This is a genomic window from Klebsiella grimontii (assembly GCF_900200035.1).
GTDB classification, from domain to species: Bacteria; Pseudomonadota; Gammaproteobacteria; order Enterobacterales; family Enterobacteriaceae; genus Klebsiella; species Klebsiella grimontii.
Genome location: NZ_FZTC01000009.1, coordinates 21,526 through 39,687 on the forward strand (window position 1 = coordinate 21,526; position 18,162 = coordinate 39,687).

Annotated in this window: 17 protein-coding genes and 1 riboswitch; of the genes, 5 read left to right on the forward strand and 12 right to left on the reverse strand. The window is 55.9% G+C overall.

What is annotated here, in order from left to right; translation table 11 throughout:
• Positions 1 to 804 (reverse strand): SDR family oxidoreductase, encoded by an 804-nt coding sequence (locus KOSB73_RS02750; protein ID WP_049087460.1) that lies wholly within the window; start codon positions 802 to 804, stop codon positions 1 to 3.
• Between the two features lie 70 nt (positions 805 to 874).
• Positions 875 to 1,822, reverse strand: a complete 948-nt coding sequence (locus KOSB73_RS02755; RefSeq protein ID WP_049087461.1) for a sugar-binding transcriptional regulator — start codon at positions 1,820 to 1,822, stop codon at positions 875 to 877.
• 348 nt (positions 1,823 to 2,170) lie between these two features.
• Between KOSB73_RS02755 and rluF the strand changes: the two genes are divergently transcribed.
• Positions 2,171 to 3,043: a 23S rRNA pseudouridine(2604) synthase RluF gene (gene rluF / locus KOSB73_RS02760; protein ID WP_004137591.1), complete on the forward strand. Its 873-nt coding sequence runs from the start codon at positions 2,171 to 2,173 to the stop codon at positions 3,041 to 3,043.
• Here the strand turns inward: rluF and KOSB73_RS02765 are convergent.
• The 4 genes from KOSB73_RS02765 to KOSB73_RS02780 all read right to left on the reverse strand — a co-directional run bounded on the left by KOSB73_RS02765 (position 3,040) and on the right by KOSB73_RS02780 (position 6,441).
• A complete protein-coding gene (locus KOSB73_RS02765) occupies positions 3,040 to 3,312 on the reverse strand; it encodes a YjbD family protein (protein ID WP_004137590.1) in 273 nt (90 codons plus the stop codon). The two genes, rluF and KOSB73_RS02765, sit on opposite strands and share 4 nt — an antisense overlap.
• A gap of 186 nt (positions 3,313 to 3,498) precedes the next feature.
• Complete coding sequence (gene panS, locus KOSB73_RS02770) at positions 3,499 to 4,440, reverse strand: ketopantoate/pantoate/pantothenate transporter PanS (RefSeq protein ID WP_004137589.1); 942 nt, start codon at positions 4,438 to 4,440, stop codon at positions 3,499 to 3,501.
• Between the two features lie 111 nt (positions 4,441 to 4,551).
• Entirely contained in the window at positions 4,552 to 6,132 is a 1,581-nt protein-coding gene (gene rtcR, locus KOSB73_RS02775) for an RNA repair transcriptional activator RtcR (protein ID WP_049087462.1), read from the reverse strand.
• Positions 6,133 to 6,237: 105 nt separating this feature from the next.
• Complete coding sequence (locus KOSB73_RS02780; RefSeq protein ID WP_071830618.1) at positions 6,238 to 6,441, reverse strand: hypothetical protein; 204 nt, start codon at positions 6,439 to 6,441, stop codon at positions 6,238 to 6,240.
• Between the two features lie 138 nt (positions 6,442 to 6,579).
• Here KOSB73_RS02780 and KOSB73_RS02785 point away from each other — a divergent pair, with 138 nt between their 5' ends.
• Together KOSB73_RS02785 and KOSB73_RS02790 are read left to right on the forward strand one after the other, a co-directional pair.
• Complete coding sequence (locus tag KOSB73_RS02785; protein ID WP_049087463.1) at positions 6,580 to 7,707, forward strand: slipin family protein; 1,128 nt, start codon at positions 6,580 to 6,582, stop codon at positions 7,705 to 7,707.
• Positions 7,708 to 7,712: 5 nt separating this feature from the next.
• The gene (locus KOSB73_RS02790; protein ID WP_049087486.1) at positions 7,713 to 8,501 is read left to right on the forward strand and encodes a nucleotidyltransferase domain-containing protein; all 789 of its coding nucleotides are present in this window, start codon (positions 7,713 to 7,715) and stop codon (positions 8,499 to 8,501) included.
• A 38-nt stretch (positions 8,502 to 8,539) separates the two neighbouring features.
• Here the strand turns inward: KOSB73_RS02790 and lysC are convergent, their stop codons facing one another.
• Positions 8,540 to 9,889: a lysine-sensitive aspartokinase 3 gene (gene lysC, locus KOSB73_RS02795; protein ID WP_004137585.1), complete on the reverse strand. Its 1,350-nt coding sequence runs from the start codon at positions 9,887 to 9,889 to the stop codon at positions 8,540 to 8,542.
• Between the two features lie 180 nt (positions 9,890 to 10,069).
• A riboswitch (Lysine riboswitch) is annotated at positions 10,070 to 10,303 on the reverse strand.
• 352 nt (positions 10,304 to 10,655) lie between these two features.
• Between lysC and pgi the strand changes: the two genes are divergently transcribed.
• Positions 10,656 to 12,305 carry a glucose-6-phosphate isomerase gene (pgi, locus tag KOSB73_RS02805; RefSeq protein WP_024360180.1) on the forward strand — a complete coding sequence of 550 codons (1,650 nt, stop codon included), beginning with the start codon at positions 10,656 to 10,658 and terminating at the stop codon, positions 12,303 to 12,305.
• Between the two features lie 45 nt (positions 12,306 to 12,350).
• Here the strand turns inward: pgi and KOSB73_RS02810 are convergent, their stop codons facing one another.
• Together KOSB73_RS02810 and KOSB73_RS02815 are read right to left on the reverse strand one after the other, a co-directional pair.
• A complete protein-coding gene (locus tag KOSB73_RS02810) occupies positions 12,351 to 12,806 on the reverse strand; it encodes an acyltransferase (RefSeq protein ID WP_082236846.1) in 456 nt (151 codons plus the stop codon).
• Between the two features lie 8 nt (positions 12,807 to 12,814).
• Positions 12,815 to 13,324, reverse strand: coding sequence for a GNAT family N-acetyltransferase (locus tag KOSB73_RS02815; protein WP_024360181.1), 510 nt, complete (start codon positions 13,322 to 13,324; stop codon positions 12,815 to 12,817).
• Positions 13,325 to 13,468: 144 nt separating this feature from the next.
• Between KOSB73_RS02815 and psiE the strand changes: the two genes are divergently transcribed.
• On the forward strand, positions 13,469 to 13,879 hold the full coding sequence (psiE, locus tag KOSB73_RS02820; RefSeq protein WP_004097754.1) for a phosphate-starvation-inducible protein PsiE: 411 nt from the start codon (positions 13,469 to 13,471) through the stop codon (positions 13,877 to 13,879).
• Between the two features lie 191 nt (positions 13,880 to 14,070).
• Here the strand turns inward: psiE and malG are convergent, their stop codons facing one another.
• The 3 genes from malG to malE form a co-directional block, all read right to left on the reverse strand.
• Positions 14,071 to 14,961 (reverse strand): maltose ABC transporter permease MalG, encoded by an 891-nt coding sequence (malG, locus tag KOSB73_RS02825; RefSeq protein ID WP_004137581.1) that lies wholly within the window; start codon positions 14,959 to 14,961, stop codon positions 14,071 to 14,073.
• 14 nt (positions 14,962 to 14,975) lie between these two features.
• The gene (gene malF / locus KOSB73_RS02830; protein ID WP_004137580.1) at positions 14,976 to 16,520 is read right to left on the reverse strand and encodes a maltose ABC transporter permease MalF; all 1,545 of its coding nucleotides are present in this window, start codon (positions 16,518 to 16,520) and stop codon (positions 14,976 to 14,978) included.
• 187 nt (positions 16,521 to 16,707) lie between these two features.
• Positions 16,708 to 17,898, reverse strand: coding sequence for a maltose/maltodextrin ABC transporter substrate-binding protein MalE (gene malE / locus KOSB73_RS02835; RefSeq protein WP_004137579.1), 1,191 nt, complete (start codon positions 17,896 to 17,898; stop codon positions 16,708 to 16,710).
• Between the last annotated feature and the right edge of the window lie 264 nt (positions 17,899 to 18,162).

The following is an 18,162-nucleotide window of genomic DNA, read 5'->3' on the forward strand; positions in this document are numbered from 1 at the left end:
TTAGCCGCGCGTTTTTCCGCCGGCGATGTTAGTGGTTACTCCGGTCATGTAGCTGGCGCGTTCTGAGAGTAGATAGCAAACAAAATCAGCCACTTCAGTGAGTCGACCGGAGCGGCCAAGAGGAATAGAATTTTTGCTATAGCCTTCGCGCAGCTGTTCGACGGTAATATTACGGGTCCAGGCCAACGCTTCTTCATACTCCGGGGTTCGCAGACCGGTTTTTTCCAGAATGCCCGGCGCGACGCCCACCACGCGGATACCGTGCTTGCCCAGCTCTTTCGACCAGGAGCGGGTAAAGCTGTTCAGCGCGGCCTTGGTCGCGGCATAGCAGCTCTGGCCTTCCGAGCCTTCGAGGCCGCTTTCCGACGAGACGTTAACAATCACGCCGCTGCGCTGTTTAACCATCTGGCGCGCCACCGCCTGCGACATCAGGAATACGCCTTTCTGGTTGATATTGACCATTTTTTCGAATGCCGCTTCATTTAATTCATAGCGACCGGACGGTGCTTTCTCATCGACTAATAAGCGCGGGAAGTTAACGCCAGCGTTATTGACTAAACCATCGATGCGGCCAAAACGTTGAATAATATGGTCGACGGTTTTATGTACTTCGCTGGCGCTGGATATATCGGTAGGCCAGAAGTTATAATTACCGCTACTCTGATGCTTATCGCCACCGTGAATATCGATCATCTGCACGTTCGCGCCCTGGGCTAATAACTCATCGACAATCGCCAGGCCAATTCCTGATGCGCCGCCGGTCACGATAATTATTTTTTCTTTTAAATTTAACCATGTATTCATTATCGACTCCTGTTTCTTTAGATAAAGGGATCCCCCGCAGCAGCGCTGCGTGAAAACATATTCCTGAAATTTACTTCAGTAATGACTCAGCGGTTTCTCGATTCGTCACCAGACAGTTAATGTAATGACCGTTTAAGGCACCAAGAATGCCGGAGTATTTTTCCGCGCCCATCGCGATGCCTACCGAATAGCGCGCCTGTCTGAGTTTCGCCATCTCAATAGAGAGCGTTTTCTCACTCATGGCGGTCTCTACCATCAGGCCATCAATATTATAAAAGCGTGAGCAGATATCTCCGGCAACCTGGCGGGCGTTAAGATCGTCACTCTCTTCACTGCCGTAAAACGCGTGCCAGTTTGCGCCGTCGCGGATCGCCGGGGAACCAATCCCCACCAGCGCGACGTCCAGGTTATCCCAGTAGGAGGCAATCGTTTTAAAGTGCTGTGACTGCATAATACCGTTGCGAATCAATTTATTATCGAGAAGTGCCGGAAAGTCGGCGAGATGAGATTCCGCTTTCAGCTTCGCCGCTGCGCCGTAGGTCAGCGTATTCACGTGGTAGCGGCTTTCCAGTTTGCCGGAGGGGCCGCCGATAATCGGCACGCAGATAACCTGGCGGGACTGACCGGCCTGTGGCAGATTCTCCACCAGCGCGCGCACCGCCCGCCCCCAGGAGAAGCCGATGATATCGCCCGGCTCCAGCAGCCTATCAACCAATTGCGCGCCATGCTGGCCGATGAGATTGAGCTGATCCTCCTCCTGTAGAGCGTCGCTGGCCGCCACCACCACCTCTTTGAGGGCAAATTTTTGTTTTAGCTGCTGCTCAAGCCACAGATTTTCGTTGTAGTCATAGTTGATGGCGATAGTGACGATGCCCTGCTCGCGGCCGCGTTTCAACAGGCGGCTGATGGTGGTGCGATATATCCCCAGTTCGCGGGCTATCTGCGCCTGGGTCATATCCTGCTCGTAATAGAGCTGGGCGATTTTCACGATCAGACGAATATCGTCGCTGTTTTCCATCGTCACTGTCGGCTCCTGCACATTTGTGCAAATGAGAGAATGGCTGTCATGATCTGATATAACCCCATCAGCGGCCCGCTTCAAAGAAATTTTCCTCTATTTCAAGAGGGTGTTCTGACCGTTTGTGTTGCACATTTGCTTTGCTGGCATGAGGTCGACGGCACGTTTGTGCCAGGCATGCTAACAGCCTGATTCTGCGTTATTTCGCTGAGTAAAGTTGCCGGGATCTCAAGAGTACACTTTTGTGTTGAAAGGCGGGGCAGATCACACTTAGCGCCAGGCGACGCGCGCGCGATTCTTTTTTATCGCCCGCAAGGTAGGGTATATTTCGCTTTTACAGGAGATTTTATGCTGCCCGACTCATCAACCCGACTTAATAAATACATCAGCGAGAGCGGAATTTGCTCGCGCCGTGAAGCCGATCGCTTTATTGAACAAGGCAACGTTTTTATCAACGGCAAGCGCGCCACCATTGGCGACCAGGTTAAAGCTGGCGACGTGGTAAAGGTCAATGGCCGGTTGATTGAGCCGCGCGAAGCGGACGATCTGGTCCTGATTGCGCTGAATAAACCGGTTGGCATCGTCAGCACCACCGAAGACGGCGAGCGCGACAATATTGTGGATTTCGTTAACCACAGTAAACGCATTTTCCCAATCGGTCGTCTGGATAAAGACTCCCAGGGGCTGATCTTTCTGACCAACCATGGCGATCTGGTGAATAAGATCCTGCGCGCTGGTAACGATCACGAAAAAGAGTATCTGGTCACCGTTGATAAGCTAATAACCGATGAGTTTATCCGCGGTATGGGCGCGGGGGTACCGATTCTCGGCACGGTGACGAAGAAGTGCAAAGTGAAAAAAGAAGCGCCGTTTGTATTTCGCATCACCCTGGTGCAGGGGCTGAATCGCCAGATTCGCCGGATGTGCGAACACTTTGGCTATGAAGTGACGAAGCTTGAACGGACGCGGATCATGAACGTCAGCCTGACGGGGATCCCGCTGGGAGAGTGGCGCGATCTGACCGATGATGAGCTGATCGATCTCTTTAAACTGATTGAGAGCTCGTCTTCAGAAGCGAAACCGAAGGCAAAAGCAAAGCCGAAAACGGCCGGCATCAAGCGCCCGGTGGTGGCGATTGAAAAAAGCGGCGAGAAATCTTCCCGCCCGGCGTCGAACGGCAAACGCTTTACCGCGCCGGGGCGCAGAAAGAAAGGGCGTTAACGTCTGCCGCGGGTCGGCGTATTGGCCGACCAGGAAAACGAGGCCTCTGCATCCGGTTTGTATGCCTGCTTTTTCTTCAGCTGGCGGGCTTTTTTCGCCTCGGTTTCCCGCTGGAGCATCAGCTTATCGATGTACTCTTTTTTCACGCTATTGGTTTCCGCGTTAGTCAGCGGACGGCCGTGGGCGATGCGCGCGCGGTCGAGCAGGGTTTTCAGTTCTCGCTGTTCGCGCTCGGTCATCTCTTTTTGGGTGATGCGGGGGAGTGCCATAGTCGTGCCCTCAGTTAGCCTATGGCTTCAGTGTACGGTATTGGGGCTGACGTCTCACGGTAAATTATTGTGCCTCGCAGAAAATCCCTGAGGCGGTGCTGCGCACCTGTCCGGGCTACAAAACCCGCAAGCTGCACGGACCGTAGCCCGGCTAAGCGCAGCGCAAGCCGGGAAAATTACGGGTTGTTAGCTCTCTTTTACCGTTTTACGCGATTTATCAACAATAGGCTTTCCTGACCAGTAACCGGCCAGCAGCGAGCCGGACAGGTTGTGCCAGACCGAGAACAGCGCGCCGGGCAGCGCGGCCAGCGGGCCAAAGTAGATTTTCCCCAGCGCGGCAGCAAGGCCGGAGTTCTGCATTCCCACCTCGATCGCCAGCGTGCGGCAGGTGGACTCGTCAAAGCCAAACAGCCGTCCGCCCCAGTAGCCGCCGAGCAGGCCGATGGTGTTATGCAGGATGACGGCGATAATCACCACAAAGCCTACGGAAGCGATATGCGACGCGGAACCGGCCACCACGGCGCAGATAATCGCCAGAATGCAGACCATCGAAAAGGCCGGCAGGAACGGCTCAACCGCCTTGACCACTTTCGGCAGCAGATGATGCACGACCAGCCCCAGCGCAATCGGGATCACCACGATTTGCAGAATGCTGAGCAGCATCCCCATCACGTCCACCTGAATATGCGCATCTACGTACAGACGCGTCAGCAACGGCGTGGCGACCACACCGACCAGCGTGGAAACCGACGAGATGGTGACCGAAAGCGCGACATCGCCTTTTGCCAGAAAGATCATCACGTTGGATGCCGTACCGCTGGCGACGCTGCCGACCAGCACCATCCCGGCGGAGAGCTCCGGCGGCATATGAAAAATCAGCGCCAGCAGCCAGGCGGCGAGGGGCATCACCAGGTAGTGGAGAAAAATGCCTGCGGCGACCGGCGCGGGGCGGGAAAGCACGCGCTTAAAATCGTCGACTTTCAGGTGCACGCCCATACCGAACATAATCAGCATCAGCAGCGTCGGGACCCACGGGCCAACGGGAGTGAAAGTGGATGGCGTGTAATAGGCGATAACCGAGAGCAGCAGCGCCCATAATGGGAACAGCCGCGTAAGCGTGGCGAGCATGTTGTTTTCCTTGCACGTAAGTTGTGTTTGCTTGTTATAGACCGGCCGGGATCGAGCCCGGCCATCGCTATTGTTTATCGTGCTAAGACATATTATTCAAACAAATTATGCTCATGTTCCGCTGCGGACGATCTCCCAACTGAGTCCGAAGCGCGCTAAATACTTGCGCAGACGGTCGGCATCGTTGGGATTGGCCTTTTTCTGCCGGGAGACGGCGAACAGCTCGCGTCCGGCTTCGGAGAGCGAAGCGCTGCGTTGGCAGACCGCCAGCACCGTTTCCAGCTGGCGGCGATCGAACAGATCGATTTCCATCGCAATATCAGGAGAAGATGTCGTGAGCTGCCAGCTCGCTTTCAGCAGCATTATCTCCTCTTCCGCAACGGCCAGCGTAATGCGCCCCTGCTCGGCCAGGGTCGCCATGCGCGTCACGGACGAACTAAGTTCGCGGAAATTGCCGCGCCATTGCGCCTGCGGCGAGCAGGCAAAGGCCAGATAGCGCTCGCGGGCGTCTTTATCGAAGCGGATCTGCGTCTGCCGCTCGTTGGCCAGTCGGCGTAATTCATACTCCACGTTCGGCGCAATATCTTCCCGCCGCTGCGCCAGGCCGGGGAGGGCAAAGCGCCACATATTGATGCGCGCATAAAGATCTTCGCGAAAGCGCCCCTCTGCCACCCACTGCTGCATATCGCGATGCGTGCCGGCGATCAGCTGGAAGTCGCTGTGCACCTCTTTATCCGAGCCAAACGGAAAAAAGGTTTTTTCTTCGATGGCCTTCAGCAGCATGGCCTGCTCATCCAGCCCCAGCTCGGCGATTTCATCGAGAAACAGTACGCCGCCGTCGGCTTCGCGTAATAGCCCGGCGCGAGGCGTCACCGCGCCGGTAAACGCGCCTTTGACATGGCCAAACAGCGTGGACATGGCGTTATCGCCGCGCAGCGTGGCGCAGTTCACCGCCATGAATTTTCCCGCCACCCGATGCCGCGACTGACGAAGCTGAAAAATACGTTTGGCGAGGACGGATTTACCAGCGCCCGTTGGGCCGGTAAGCAGGATCGGATCGGTCGATCGGATCGCCACGCGCTCAATACGATCGATAAGCGCGTTGAACGTCGCGTTCCGCGTCTCGATGCCTGCCTTCAGGAAGGAGACGGACTGCTGCTGCTCGCGCTGAAAGCGGCTGGTGAGCGCCGTATAGCGGCTTAAGTCCAGATCGATCACCGAGTAAATACCGGCGGCGACGGCTTCATCCGCTGCGCTTTTCGGCGCAGGGCTGGTCTGCAGCAGGCTGGCGGGGAGGTAGCGCGCTTCGGTCAGTAGGAACCAGCAGATCTGCGCCACGTGGGTCCCGGTGGTGATATGCACCAGATACTCTTCGTTTTCGGTATCAAAGCGATAGCGGTTGGCAAAGTCGAGAAACGCCGCGTAGACCTCTTCAAAATCCCAGGGATCGTTTATCTCAACCGTATGCGGGCGCACTTCGGTATGCGGCGAAAGCTGGGCGATATCGTCAATCAGCTTTTGCGCCATGCTTTCATCACGCGGCTGGTGGAGGAGCTCCAGCCGGTCGACGGGAAAATCGGCCTGCTGGCATAGCCCCACGGTGGGCCGCCATTTTTTAAAGCGGTTCGCTCGCTTGCCGCGTTTATCCAGTACCGTTCCGAGGACGCCTATCACCACTCGCCGCTTTTTCATGTTTATCCCAAAAGATAAGTATCGATATTTCAAGATAAAAAAACCTGCTGGCGTGAGCAAGCGTCACGGTGTGCTTTAAAAATAAAAACTTTACTAATTAATTAGTTAAAAAATAACTTTCGCCATTTTTGTTTTTGGCACGCATCTGGCAATAGTCCTTTCGTCACGATGCTGAAGACGCAGGGGATTAAACCCCGCCGGCACGCCAGGAACGGTACAGACCGTTTTTCGGGCGCGTTCTGTCAGCCGATGACCACCAATGGGTTCGATTCCCGATTTCATCTCCAATGAAAACTGGTTGTTAATCATAAAAACACAACGGGGTTGTGCGCAGTCGGCACTCCCCAAAGCAGGCCGCCGGTAAAGGCGCCGTGCCGCAGGCAAAAGGGAGTTCCCCTGCGGCTCCGCCCCTGCACCCGCGCCTGATTAACTGTTAAGGAATAAAAAATGACGAAAAAAATTACGGTACGTAAAGGTCAGCTTGGCCTTTTATCCCGCCAGGGTGACTACTATCAGGTTCTGGAAGCAGGCGAGCACCGCCTGCCGTGGTTCAACGTTCCTGACGTGCTGATCGTAAACCGGGACGGCAGCGAGGTGCCGGAAGCGCTGGCGGAGTATTTACGGCGCTTTCAGCCTGAATGGGTTGAACGCTACTGCCTGGCGGCGGATTTGACGGATATCGAAACCGGGGCGCTGTATGCCAACGGTGTGCTGCAGGACATTTTACCGCCTTCGACGCGCCGGCTGTACTGGTCCGCCGGTGACGAGATGCGGCTGCTACGTATCGATACCCGCCAGGTTGAGGTTCCGGCTGACATCATGAATGCGGTGCTGCAGCCGCGACGTCACGGGGCGGTAAAAGGCCGCGAAGCGATCCTCACCGTATCGGTGCCGGCGTGGCACGTCGGGGTGCTGAAAATCGACGGCGAGACACAATCGCTGCTGCAGCCTGGCCTGAGCGCGTACTGGAAGGTCAATCATCTGGTGGAAGCGGAAGTGGTCGATACCCGCCTGCAGGTGCTGGAGGTTGGCGGCCAGGAGATTCTGACCAAAGATAAAGTGAACCTGCGTTTAAATCTGGCGGCGAACTGGCGCTACAGCGATGTGCTGCAGGCGTTCGGACAGCTGACGAAGCCGCTGGATCATCTGTATCGCGAGCTGCAGTTTGCGCTGCGTGAAGCCGTCGGGACGCGAACGCTGGACGAGCTGCTGGAAGATAAGAAAATCATCGATGAGGTGGTGAGCGCGCAGGTTACCGAGCGCATGGCGGCATTTGGCATCGACGTCGCCTCGCTGGGCGTGAAGGATATTGTGCTGCCCGGCGACATGAAAGCCATTCTGTCGCAGCTGGTGGAAGCGGAGAAATCGGCGCAGGCGAATGTGATCCGCCGCCGTGAAGAGACCGCGGCGACCCGTTCGCTGCTCAACACCGCGAAGGTGATGGAAAATAACCCTGTCGCGCTGCGCTTAAAAGAGCTGGAAACGCTGGAAAGAGTGGCGGAACGTATCGATAAAATCTCGGTCTTTGGCGGTCTGGACCAGGTGCTGCATGGCCTGGTGAATCTAAAAGGATAATGAAAATGACGTATCACGGTGTGAATGCCGCTATGCGCCATAAGGTGCAACGGCAGTTAACGGACGTGGAGCGGCGCTACGGCGTCAGAGTGCTCTACGCCTGTGAATCCGGTAGCCGAGGCTGGGGCTTTGCCTCGCCGGACAGCGATTATGATGTGCGGTTTCTCTACGTTCACCCGCTGGAGTGGTATCTGCGGGTGGACGCGCCGCGCGATGTTATCGAGCTGCCCATCGCCGATGAGCTGGACGTCTGCGGCTGGGAGTGGCGCAAAGCGCTGGGTCTGCTGAAAGGGGCGAATCCGACGCTGATTGAATGGTTGGATTCACCGGTGGTGTATCGGCAGGATGACGCGACGGTTAAGGCGCTTAAAAAACTCATCCCGCATTGGTTTTCTCCGGTACGCGCCCGCTGGCATTACTACTCGATGGCCAGGAAAAATTTTCGCGGCTATCTGCAAGGCGAACACGTGCGGCTGAAAAAGTACTTTTACGTACTGCGCCCGCTGCTGGCCGTCCGCTGGGTTGAGGCGGGAAAAGGCGTACCGCCGATGCGCTTTGATCAACTGCTGGCGGGAAGCGAGCTGGAAACGGGGCTGCGTGAGGAAATAAACGCGCTGCTGGAACGTAAACAACGTGCGGGAGAGGCGGAGTACGGCCCGCGGCGACCATTACTGCATGCGTTTATTCAGTCCGAGCTGCTCAGAGGCGCGATCCCTCCCGCGCTGCCGGATAGCCGGACAGGGGATATTAGGGAGTTGGACAGATTGCTGATGACCACGGTGATGGGGAACTAAAAATGGCCCGGCAGAAATGACGGGCCATTTTTTCGCCATTACTCGAACAGATTATGATGCAGCTTCTGCACCACTTTTTCGGCATCCGCTCCCGGCACCAGGAAGCACAGGTTGTGGCTGGATGCGCCATAGCAAATCATTCGAATGTTGAACGGATCCAGCACGCCAAACACCTCTTTACCGACGCCGCACGCTTTCGACAGCTCATTACCAATGATGGCGACCAGCGCCAGATCCTGCTCGACCTCAACCCGGCACAGAGAGGAAAGTTCGGTCAACAGCCCTTGGGTGAGCAGGGTATCGCCAGCTGACGTTGAACCGGTGGTATCCATGGTTAGCGCCACGCTCACTTCCGACGTGGTGATCAGATCGACGGAGATGCTGTGACGCGCCAGAATACTAAACACTTCGGCCAGAAAACCACGCGAGTGCAGCATATTCAGGCTGTGCAGGGTTAGCAGCGTCTGCTTGCGGCGCAGCGCCAGCGCGCGGAACAGCGGCGGGTTTTTGGTGTTTTTGCACACCAGCGTGCCGCCGGCCTTCGGCTCTTTGCTGGAGCCGACGAATACCGGAATATCGCTGCGCACGGCGGGGAGCAGGGTGGCCGGATGCAGGACCTTCGCGCCAAAGGTCGCCATTTCCGCCGCTTCTTCAAAAGCGATAACGTCAATGCGTTTGGCTGCCGGCGCGACGCGCGGGTCGGTGGTGTAGATACCAGGAACATCGGTCCAGATATCGACGCGGGTGGCGTTTAGCGCTTCGCCGAGCAGCGCGGCGGTATAGTCGCTGCCGCCGCGGCCCAGGGTAGTGGTACGGCCTTTGGCTTCGCTGCCGATAAAGCCCTGGGTGATCACCAGCCCTTCCGCAAGGCGCGGGGTCAGCTGCTGCTGGGTTAATTCAGATAAGGCGGCGATATCCGGTTCCGCGCGGCCAAAGCGGTCGTTGGTGCGCATAATTTTGCGTACGTCGAACCACTGGGCGGCGATACCGCGCTCGCGCAGGATCTCGACAAACAGCAGGGTAGACATCAGTTCGCCGTGGCTGACCAGCTCGTCGGTTAACGCGGTTGAACTGGCCAGGGAGGCAGCTTCCGCCAGGGTGGTGATGTTTTCCAGCAGGCGCTCTATTTCATCGCGGATCACGTTCGGATAGCGCAGACGCTCCAGAATATTGAACTGGATTTGACGCATGGCATCGAGTTTCGCGAAACGTTCGCCGGGTTCCAGCCCTTCCGCTAATGCGACCAGCAGGTTGGTCACGCCCGCTGAGGCGGAAAGCACCACCACGCGGGTATTGGCATCCAACAGCGCGACGTCTACGCTGCGGTTCATGGCATCAAAATCGGCAACGCTGGTGCCGCCGAACTTGGCTACAACTAAATCTGTCATAACAACCTCGTGTCAGGGGGCCTGACTTATTAAAACGATTCCAGAAAACCAATCCTGGCGGGGCTGGACGCAACCGGATTGCAATAAAATGTCTTAATAAGCCAGGCCAAATTATTCAGCCATGGCACAAGGGAAGAGCGAAAAACAGGGTGGGCGCAGAGCGATAAACAAACTACGATGTCACCCAGAAGTGCTCCACCTTGTAGACCCGCTTGCCGATGCTTTGTATCAGCTGGCGAGTATGAAACGCCCGACTGCGAACGTTTCTGGTGACAACCCAGGGGATTCAGCCCCTGTGGCCGGTGATGAGCGTAACCAGACGCTTATTCACCTCGGCGTTGCTCCCCCTCACGTATTTTCCCCGGACTGGCTCCTCCAATACGGTTACCTGGGCAACGCACCTCTTCTGGCAATTACCGACGTCTTTCACTTTGCCAGGGGGACGCGGGACATTATACCCCCCTGCAATACCCTTTCGCTGTAGCGTGAAATGCGCGATCCATACATACCTACGTATACGTAAATACTGCCGTTATATAAAGGCTTCAGGCGAAGTATGTCAACGTCAGGGTTATGCGGATTTTTCATGGGCGGGTCGCTGACAGAAAAAAGCCTTATGATGTCTATACTATCAGGGGCGTTTTGCGCCAAATCGGTCCAATTTCTGACGCGTATCATCGGCATAACATAAAAATCATCACAATTTTTCGTCACCGGCGCTACAATCGACCGCAGTCACAATTCTCAAATCAGAAGAGTATTGCTAATGAAAAACATCAACCCAACGCAGACCTCTGCCTGGCAGGCATTACAGAAACACTTTGATGAAATGAAAGACGTTACCATCGCGGATCTGTTCGCGAAGGATAGCGATCGTTTCTCTAAATTCTCCGCCACGTTCGACGATCTGATGCTGGTGGATTTTTCCAAAAACCGCATCACCGAAGAGACGCTGGCTAAGCTGCAGGACCTGGCCAAAGAGACCTTCCTGGCAGACGCCATTAAATCCATGTTCTCCGGCGAGAAGATTAACCGCACGGAAGACCGCGCGGTGCTGCACGTTGCGCTGCGTAACCGCAGCAATACTCCGATTCTGGTTGATGGCAAAGACGTGATGCCGGAAGTGAACGCCGTGCTTGAGAAGATGAAAACCTTCTCCGAAGCCATTATCTCCGGCAACTGGAAAGGCTACACCGGTAAAGCGATTACCGACGTCGTGAACATCGGTATCGGCGGCTCCGACCTCGGCCCGTTCATGGTGACCGAAGCGCTGCGCCCGTACAAAAACCACCTGAACATGCACTTTGTTTCCAACGTCGATGGGACCCACATCGCCGAAGTGCTGAAAACGGTGAACCCGGAAACCACGCTGTTCCTGGTCGCGTCGAAAACCTTTACCACTCAGGAAACCATGACCAACGCTCACAGCGCGCGCGACTGGTTCCTGGCGACCGCCGGCGATGAGAAGCACGTAGCGAAACACTTCGCCGCGCTCTCGACCAACGGTAAAGCGGTTGGCGAGTTCGGTATTGATACCGCCAATATGTTTGAATTCTGGGACTGGGTTGGCGGCCGTTACTCTCTGTGGTCAGCCATCGGCCTGTCCATCATCCTGTCCGTCGGCTTCGACAACTTTGTTGAGCTGCTCTCCGGCGCGCACGCGATGGATAAACACTTCTCCACGACCGCGCCTGAGAAAAACCTGCCGGTACTGCTGGCGCTGATCGGTATCTGGTACAACAACTTCTTCGGTGCTGAAACCGAAGCGATTCTGCCGTACGACCAGTATATGCACCGCTTTGCCGCCTACTTCCAGCAGGGCAACATGGAATCCAACGGTAAATACGTTGACCGTAACGGCAACGCCGTGGATTACCAGACGGGCCCAATCATCTGGGGCGAGCCGGGTACCAACGGTCAGCACGCGTTCTACCAGCTGATTCACCAGGGGACCAAAATGGTGCCTTGCGACTTTATCGCCCCGGCGATTACCCACAACCCGCTGTCCGACCACCATCCGAAGCTGCTGTCTAACTTCTTTGCCCAGACCGAAGCGCTGGCGTTTGGTAAATCCCGCGAAGTGGTTGAGCAGGAGTATCGCGATCAGGGTAAAGATCCGGCGACCCTGGAACACGTGGTGCCGTTCAAAGTGTTTGAAGGCAACCGCCCGACCAACTCCATCCTGCTGCGTGAAATTACGCCGTTCAGCCTGGGCGCGCTGATTGCCCTGTATGAGCACAAAATCTTCACCCAGGGCGTGATTATGAACATCTTCACCTTCGACCAGTGGGGCGTGGAGCTGGGCAAACAGCTGGCTAACCGCATCCTGCCGGAGCTGAAAGATGGTTCCGAAGTGAGCAGCCACGACAGCTCCACTAACGGCCTGATTAACCGCTATAAATCCTGGCGCGCATAATCGCTAAAACGTTCGCAATGCCGGCCCATGTGGCCGGCATTTTTGTTATAGCCGGCGCAGCAGCTTTGCCGGGTTCCCGGCCCACACGCCTTTCTCAGTAATGGATTTGGTCACCACGCTGCCCGCGCCAATCACGACCCCATCGCAGATGCTGACCGCCAGAATGGTTGCGCCGCTGCCGATAGACACATCGTTGCCAATCACAATTCTTCCCCAGCTCTCGCGGTCGGCGTTGGGTTTTCCCTCGCGGAACATATCGTTGGCGAACATCACGCCGTGGCCGATAAAACAGCGCGCGCCGATGGTCACGTACTCGCAGATAAAGGTGTGGGACTGAATTTTGCTGTCGTTGCCGATGCGGGTATGGCCCTGAATCTCCACAAATGGCCCGACGAAGACGTTATCGCCAAGCGTGCAGTCGTAGAGGTTGGCGGGCTGGTAAATCACCACGTTTTCGCCGCTGGCGACGTTGCGAATGGCGGTTTCACGAAGGGTATGCATGCTGCCTCTCAGATTGGTTTAGCCAGAATATGGAGTGTGCTTTCCTGGGTTGCAGAATGAAATGCCACATCCTTCACGTGCTGCATCCCCTGGCGTTCATAAAAACGGCGGGCGCTGGTATTCGCGGCGAGCACTTCCAGCCATAGCCAGCGTTCACCCTTCTCTTTTGCTCGCGTCTCGACGGCGCGGAAAATCTGCTCGCCGTAGCGATGTCCGGTGGCGTCGGGCAGCAGATAAAGCTTATGCAGCAGCGTGCCGGAGGGACCCTCGGGATGAATATTCTGACCACAGGCGTATTTAGCAAAGCCGACAGGACGCGCGGCTTCCGCAATCAACCAACAGCACTGCGGATCGGCCAGGCTGGGCGCCAGCGCGGCCATGGAATATTCTTGCTGCAGGTAGTGCTCCAGTTCATCGGCGTTGTGCCAGAGATGGGCAAAGTGGTGGCGATAGCTGGCATTGGCCATTTCGTTGAGCAAGGCTGCATCTTCTGGCCCTGCAATACGAATTTTGAACATGGTTGTTTCCTTTTTAACCTGTCAGTGTGGCAAGTGATTGTTACATTTACGCCGCCGGTGGCAAAAAGTTAACGAATAATGTCGATCTGGATCACACTTTTGCGTTATACAGGTCACAAATAATGATGATTATGAGGTGTATCTATGCCGCCGGTTTATCGTCCGTTGGTGAGTTTTATTGCAACCGCAATGCAAACCGTTTTGAATCTTGGCCTGCTGTGCCTGGGGGTCATTCTGATCGTATTTCTGGGCAAGGAGACGTTGCATCTGGCGCACGTCCTGTTTACGCCGGAGCCTGTCAGCAAGTACAAGCTGGTGGAGGGGCTGGTCGTCTACTTCCTCTATTTCGAGTTTATCGCGCTGATAGTGAAGTATTTTGAGTCGGGATTTCACTTCCCGCTGCGCTACTTTGTCTATATCGGCATCACCGCCATCGTCCGCCTGATCATTATCGATCATGAGTCGCCTATGGCGGTGCTGATTTACTCCGCTGCGATCCTGATTCTGGTGATTACGCTTTGGCTGTGTAATTCCAACCGCCTGAAACGCGAATAAAAAAAAGCGGCCTCTAGGGCCGCTGACCAACAGTCACAAATAGAATTTATGTAGGGTCCAGTTGAGGATAGCAGTGGCATTTGCCTTACTTTTTCAGCTGAGGGCGGCGGCGGCAATGCCCGGTTGGGGACGCGCATTGCCGCTAAACCGCCGGCCCTCATCTGAAATTTGGGGCGGGTGTTACAAAAAAATTAACCTTTCACTCCGCCTGCCGTCAGGCCGTTGACCAACCAGCGCTGGGCCAGCAGGAACACTACGGTAATCGGAATAGCGGAGAGCACCGCTGCAGCGGCAAAGTCGCCCCACAGATAGTTCTGCGGGTTGAGATACTGTTGCATTCCGACCGCCAGGGTATAGCTGTTCACATCGCGCAGCAGCAGGGAGGCCACCGGTACTTCGGTAATCGCGGCGATGAACGACAGAATAAACACCACCGCCAGAATCGGTACCGACAGCGGGAGCAGCACCAGGCGGAAAGCCTGCCACGGGGTGGCGCCGTCCAGCGCCGCCGCTTCCTCCAGCGAGCCGTCGATGGTTTCGAAGTAACCTTTAATCGTCCAGACGTGCAGCGCGATACCGCCCATATAGGCGAAGATGACGCCGCCGTGGGTATTCAGGCCGACGAACGGTACGTACTGGCCGAGGCGGTCAAACAGGGCATACAGCGCGACCAGCGACAGTACCGCGGGGAACATCTGGAAAATCAGCATCCCTTTCAGCAGCGTGGCTTTACCCGGAAAGCGCATGCGGGCAAAAGCGTAAGCGCAAGTGGTAGAGAGCGCGACGATGCCAATGGCGGTAATGCCGGCCACCTTGATGGAGTTCCACAGCCACAGCAGGACCGGGAAGGGGGGCGGCGTGACGCGACCGTCAGCGTGTTCAACGCTGAAGCCTAACGCCAGCCGCCAGTGCTCCCAGGAGATACTTTCAGGGATCAGGCTACCGGTGGCGAAGTTCCCTTCGCGCAGAGAGATAGCGATGACCATCAGCAGCGGGAACATAATCGCCGCGATAAAAACCAGCAGCAGGAGATGCGTGGTAAACAGGCGCAGCTTCTGAGATTTGGGTTGAACCATAGCCATAATCGTTATCTCCCTTAATCAAACTTCATACGTGTGGCTTTCAGGTTAACAATCGCAAGCAGGCCTACCAGCAGGAAGATCAGCGTGGCGATAGCCGCCGCGAGGCCGAAGTCCTGACCGCCGCCGCCTTCAAAGGCGATGCGGTAGGTATAGCTCACCAGCAGGTCGGTGTAGCCCGCCGGCGTGGTGGTGCCGAGCCGGTCCGGCCCGCCGTTGGTCAACAGCTGAATCAGCACGAAGTTGTTAAAGTTAAAGGCGAAGCTGGCGATCATCAGCGGCGTCAGCGGCTTGATCAGCAGCGGCAGCGTAATTTTGAAGAAGTTCTGGAACGGCGTAGCGCCATCCATTGCCGAGGCTTCATATAAATCGTCAGGAATCGCTTTCAGCAGGCCCATGCACAGGATCATCATGTACGGATAGCCCAGCCAGGTGTTGACGATGATAATCATCGTGCGCGCGGTGGTCGGGTCGCTAAACCAGGCCGGCTTGATGCCGAACAGCGCGCTGAGCATCATGTTGATCTCGCCAAAACTCTGGTTGAACAGGCCTTTGAAAATCAGAATCGAGATAAACGACGGTACGGCATATGGCAGAATCAGCAGTACGCGGTAAATCGCTTTGCCCTTCAGGGCTTCCCACTGGACCAGACAGGCGAGCACCATGCCGACCGCAACGGTAAGAATCACGGTCAGAACGGAGAACACCACCGTCCAGACGAAAATCGCGAAGAACGGTTTCTGGATCCCTTCATCCTGGAACACGCGGGTGAAGTTATCCCAGCCGATGGTTACGGTGTAGCCCGGGCTGAGCTTTTCGCTGCCCCAGCTGCCGTCGGCGTTGATCGCCTGATAGAAACCGACCTCGGCGTTGGGACGATATTTTACGCCGCTCTGGTTGTTGGTCAGCGTACCGTCATTGGCCAGCGCGTACAGCGGTTGAGTACCGGAGAACTGACGCAGGGAGCTCATAATGACTTTGCTTTCATCCGGCAGCACGGCGGTCAGCTGGTTCAGGGCGGTACGGTTTTGCGTAATCACGCGCAGCGTGGCGCGATCGCCTTCCGGCAGGGCGTCAGCCTCTTTTAAGGCCAGTTTCTGCTCGCCGCCGAATTTAAAGGCGTCGGAAAGATAGTTTTTGCCGCTTTCGCCGTCGGTCAGCGCCAGCTTCCACTCATCTCCCGCCGGATAGAGCGCGAAGTTGTAGGATTTGCCCGCCTGGAAGGAGCGGTCCATCAGTACCTGTTGGGCGCGTTCGAAGGTCAGCTGGTTAGTGCTGCTGTAGTTGGTGAAAGCGATTGCGATCGTGCAGATCAGCGGGAACAGGACGAACAGCCCCATCCCGGCGAGACCCGGATAAACATAGCGCCAGGCGTAGGCCTTGCGATTGGAAAAAATATACAGGCCAACCGAGCTTAAAATCAGCGTCATGATGGCAAACAGGTACTCCCCCTGGGCGTACATCAAAACAACAAGGTAACCCACCAGCAGGCACAGCAAGCCGATCACAGACCATGTGAGCTGCGGGCTTTGCCACCAGTGCTTCTTTTTCACGACATCCATGGGGATCATCCTCTTTACACTTTATCCTTCGCGCTACCTCTTTGTTGGCTGCGGATGCGCACCCCAGTCACTTACTGATGTAAGCGCCTGGGGATTTGTCATCCTTGCCGCCTCGATGTAGCGCGAATGATTTCGTGTAACAACGTATTCAACAAACCTTATTCTCTAAGAAATAAGGGAAACCGTATTACTTGGTGATACGAGACTGTGCGTCTTTCAGCGCCGCTTCGACGGTCTGGCGACCGCTAGCTGCGTTGATCACTGCGGTACGAACGGCATACCAGAAGGCGGACATCTGCGGGATGTTCGGCATGATTTCGCCTTTCTGGGCGTTCGCCATGGTGGCGGCGATACGCGGATCTTTTTCCAGTTTCTCCTGGAAGGATTTCAGCGCGACCGCGCCCAGCGGTTTGTCCTTGTTCACTTCATCCAGACCCTGGTCGGTCATCAGGTAGTTTTCGAGGAACTCTTTCGCCAGTTCTTTGTTCGGGCTGGCGGCGTTAATACCGGCGCTCAGTACGCCAACGAACGGTTTAGACGCGTTGCCTTTGAAGGTCGGCAGCAGGGTAACGCCGTAGTTAACCTTGCTCTTATCGATGTTAGACCACGCCCACGGACCGTTGATGGTCATCGCGGTTTCGCCTTTGTTGAATGCCGCTTCCGCGATGGAGTAGTCGGTGTCGGCGTTCATATGCTTGTTCTTGATAAGGTCGACCAGGAAGGTCAGGCCAGCTTTCGCGCCAGCGCTATCCACGCCCACGTTTTTCACATCGTACTTGCCGTTTTCAAACTTGAACGCATAGCCGCCGTCGGCAGCGATCAGCGGCCAGGTGAAGTACGGTTCTTGCAGGTTGAACATCAGCGCGCTCTTACCTTTCGCCTTCAGTTCTTTATCCAGCGCCGGGATCTCTTCCCAGGTTTTCGGCGGATTTGGCACCAGGTCTTTGTTATAGATCAGCGACAGCGCTTCGACGGCAACCGGGTAGGCAATCAGCTTGCCGTTATAGCGAACCGCGTCCCAGGTGAACGGATAGAGTTTGTCCTGGAAAGCTTTGTCCGGGGAGATTTCCGCCAGCAGGCCAGACTGGGCGTAGCCGCCAAAACGGTCGTGGGCCCAGAAAATGATGTCAGGGCCGTCGCCGGTCGCGGCAACCTGCGGGAATTTCTCTTCCAGCTTATCCGGATGTTCTACGGATACTTTAATGCCGGTGTCTTTTTCAAACTTTTTACCCACTTCAGCGAGGCCGTTGTAGCCTTTGTCGCCGTTAATCCAGATAACCAGCTTACCTTCTTCGATTTTTGCGAGGGCAGAGGCGGAAAACATCATCGTGGTCAATGCAGACAGCGCGAGGATGCGAGCGCCAGTTTTGATTTTCATATACCCGTCCTATTTGGTGATGTGCTCGTGGATACACTTGAGTGGCTTAACGGTGATGAGTTTCCTTTTTTAACAACCTCTTTCCATCCTCCCCATGTCTACGCCCCATCCCCCGATTGTGTGATCTCCATAGCAGAAATGCCGGTTATGAGTCCTGGAGCACATAAAAAGGCGGCCAATTTTGCAGGCTGCATCACGAAATCGGTATCGACCCGTCCCCCCCGGCGGCGAGACGTCATCTCTCATCCTCCCGTCTCCTCCCCC

Bases quoted from the DNA above. Each gene is read 5' to 3' on its own strand.
- lysC (WP_004137585.1), bottom strand. From the start codon at position 9,889: ATGACAGATTTAGTTGTAGCCAAGTTCGGCGGCACCAGCGTTGCCGAT.
- KOSB73_RS02815 (WP_024360181.1), bottom strand. From the start codon at position 13,324: ATGTTCAAAATTCGTATTGCAGGGCCAGAAGATGCAGCCTTGCTCAAC.
- KOSB73_RS02790 (WP_049087486.1), top strand. From the start codon at position 7,713: ATGACGTATCACGGTGTGAATGCCGCTATGCGCCATAAGGTGCAACGG.
- KOSB73_RS02780 (WP_071830618.1), bottom strand. From the start codon at position 6,441: ATGATTAACAACCAGTTTTCATTGGAGATGAAATCGGGAATCGAACCC.
- rtcR (WP_049087462.1), bottom strand. From the start codon at position 6,132: ATGAAAAAGCGGCGAGTGGTGATAGGCGTCCTCGGAACGGTACTGGAT.
- KOSB73_RS02785 (WP_049087463.1), top strand. From the start codon at position 6,580: ATGACGAAAAAAATTACGGTACGTAAAGGTCAGCTTGGCCTTTTATCC.
- panS (WP_004137589.1), bottom strand. From the start codon at position 4,440: ATGCTCGCCACGCTTACGCGGCTGTTCCCATTATGGGCGCTGCTGCTC.
- KOSB73_RS02765 (WP_004137590.1), bottom strand. From the start codon at position 3,312: ATGGCACTCCCCCGCATCACCCAAAAAGAGATGACCGAGCGCGAACAG.
- KOSB73_RS02810 (WP_082236846.1), bottom strand. From the start codon at position 12,806: ATGCATACCCTTCGTGAAACCGCCATTCGCAACGTCGCCAGCGGCGAA.
- malF (WP_004137580.1), bottom strand. From the start codon at position 16,520: ATGGATGTCGTGAAAAAGAAGCACTGGTGGCAAAGCCCGCAGCTCACA.
- psiE (WP_004097754.1), top strand. From the start codon at position 13,469: ATGCCGCCGGTTTATCGTCCGTTGGTGAGTTTTATTGCAACCGCAATG.
- malE (WP_004137579.1), bottom strand. From the start codon at position 17,898: ATGAAAATCAAAACTGGCGCTCGCATCCTCGCGCTGTCTGCATTGACC.
- rluF (WP_004137591.1), top strand. From the start codon at position 2,171: ATGCTGCCCGACTCATCAACCCGACTTAATAAATACATCAGCGAGAGC.
- malG (WP_004137581.1), bottom strand. From the start codon at position 14,961: ATGGCTATGGTTCAACCCAAATCTCAGAAGCTGCGCCTGTTTACCACG.
- KOSB73_RS02755 (WP_049087461.1), bottom strand. From the start codon at position 1,822: ATGGAAAACAGCGACGATATTCGTCTGATCGTGAAAATCGCCCAGCTC.
- pgi (WP_024360180.1), top strand. From the start codon at position 10,656: ATGAAAAACATCAACCCAACGCAGACCTCTGCCTGGCAGGCATTACAG.
- KOSB73_RS02750 (WP_049087460.1), bottom strand. From the start codon at position 804: ATGAATACATGGTTAAATTTAAAAGAAAAAATAATTATCGTGACCGGC.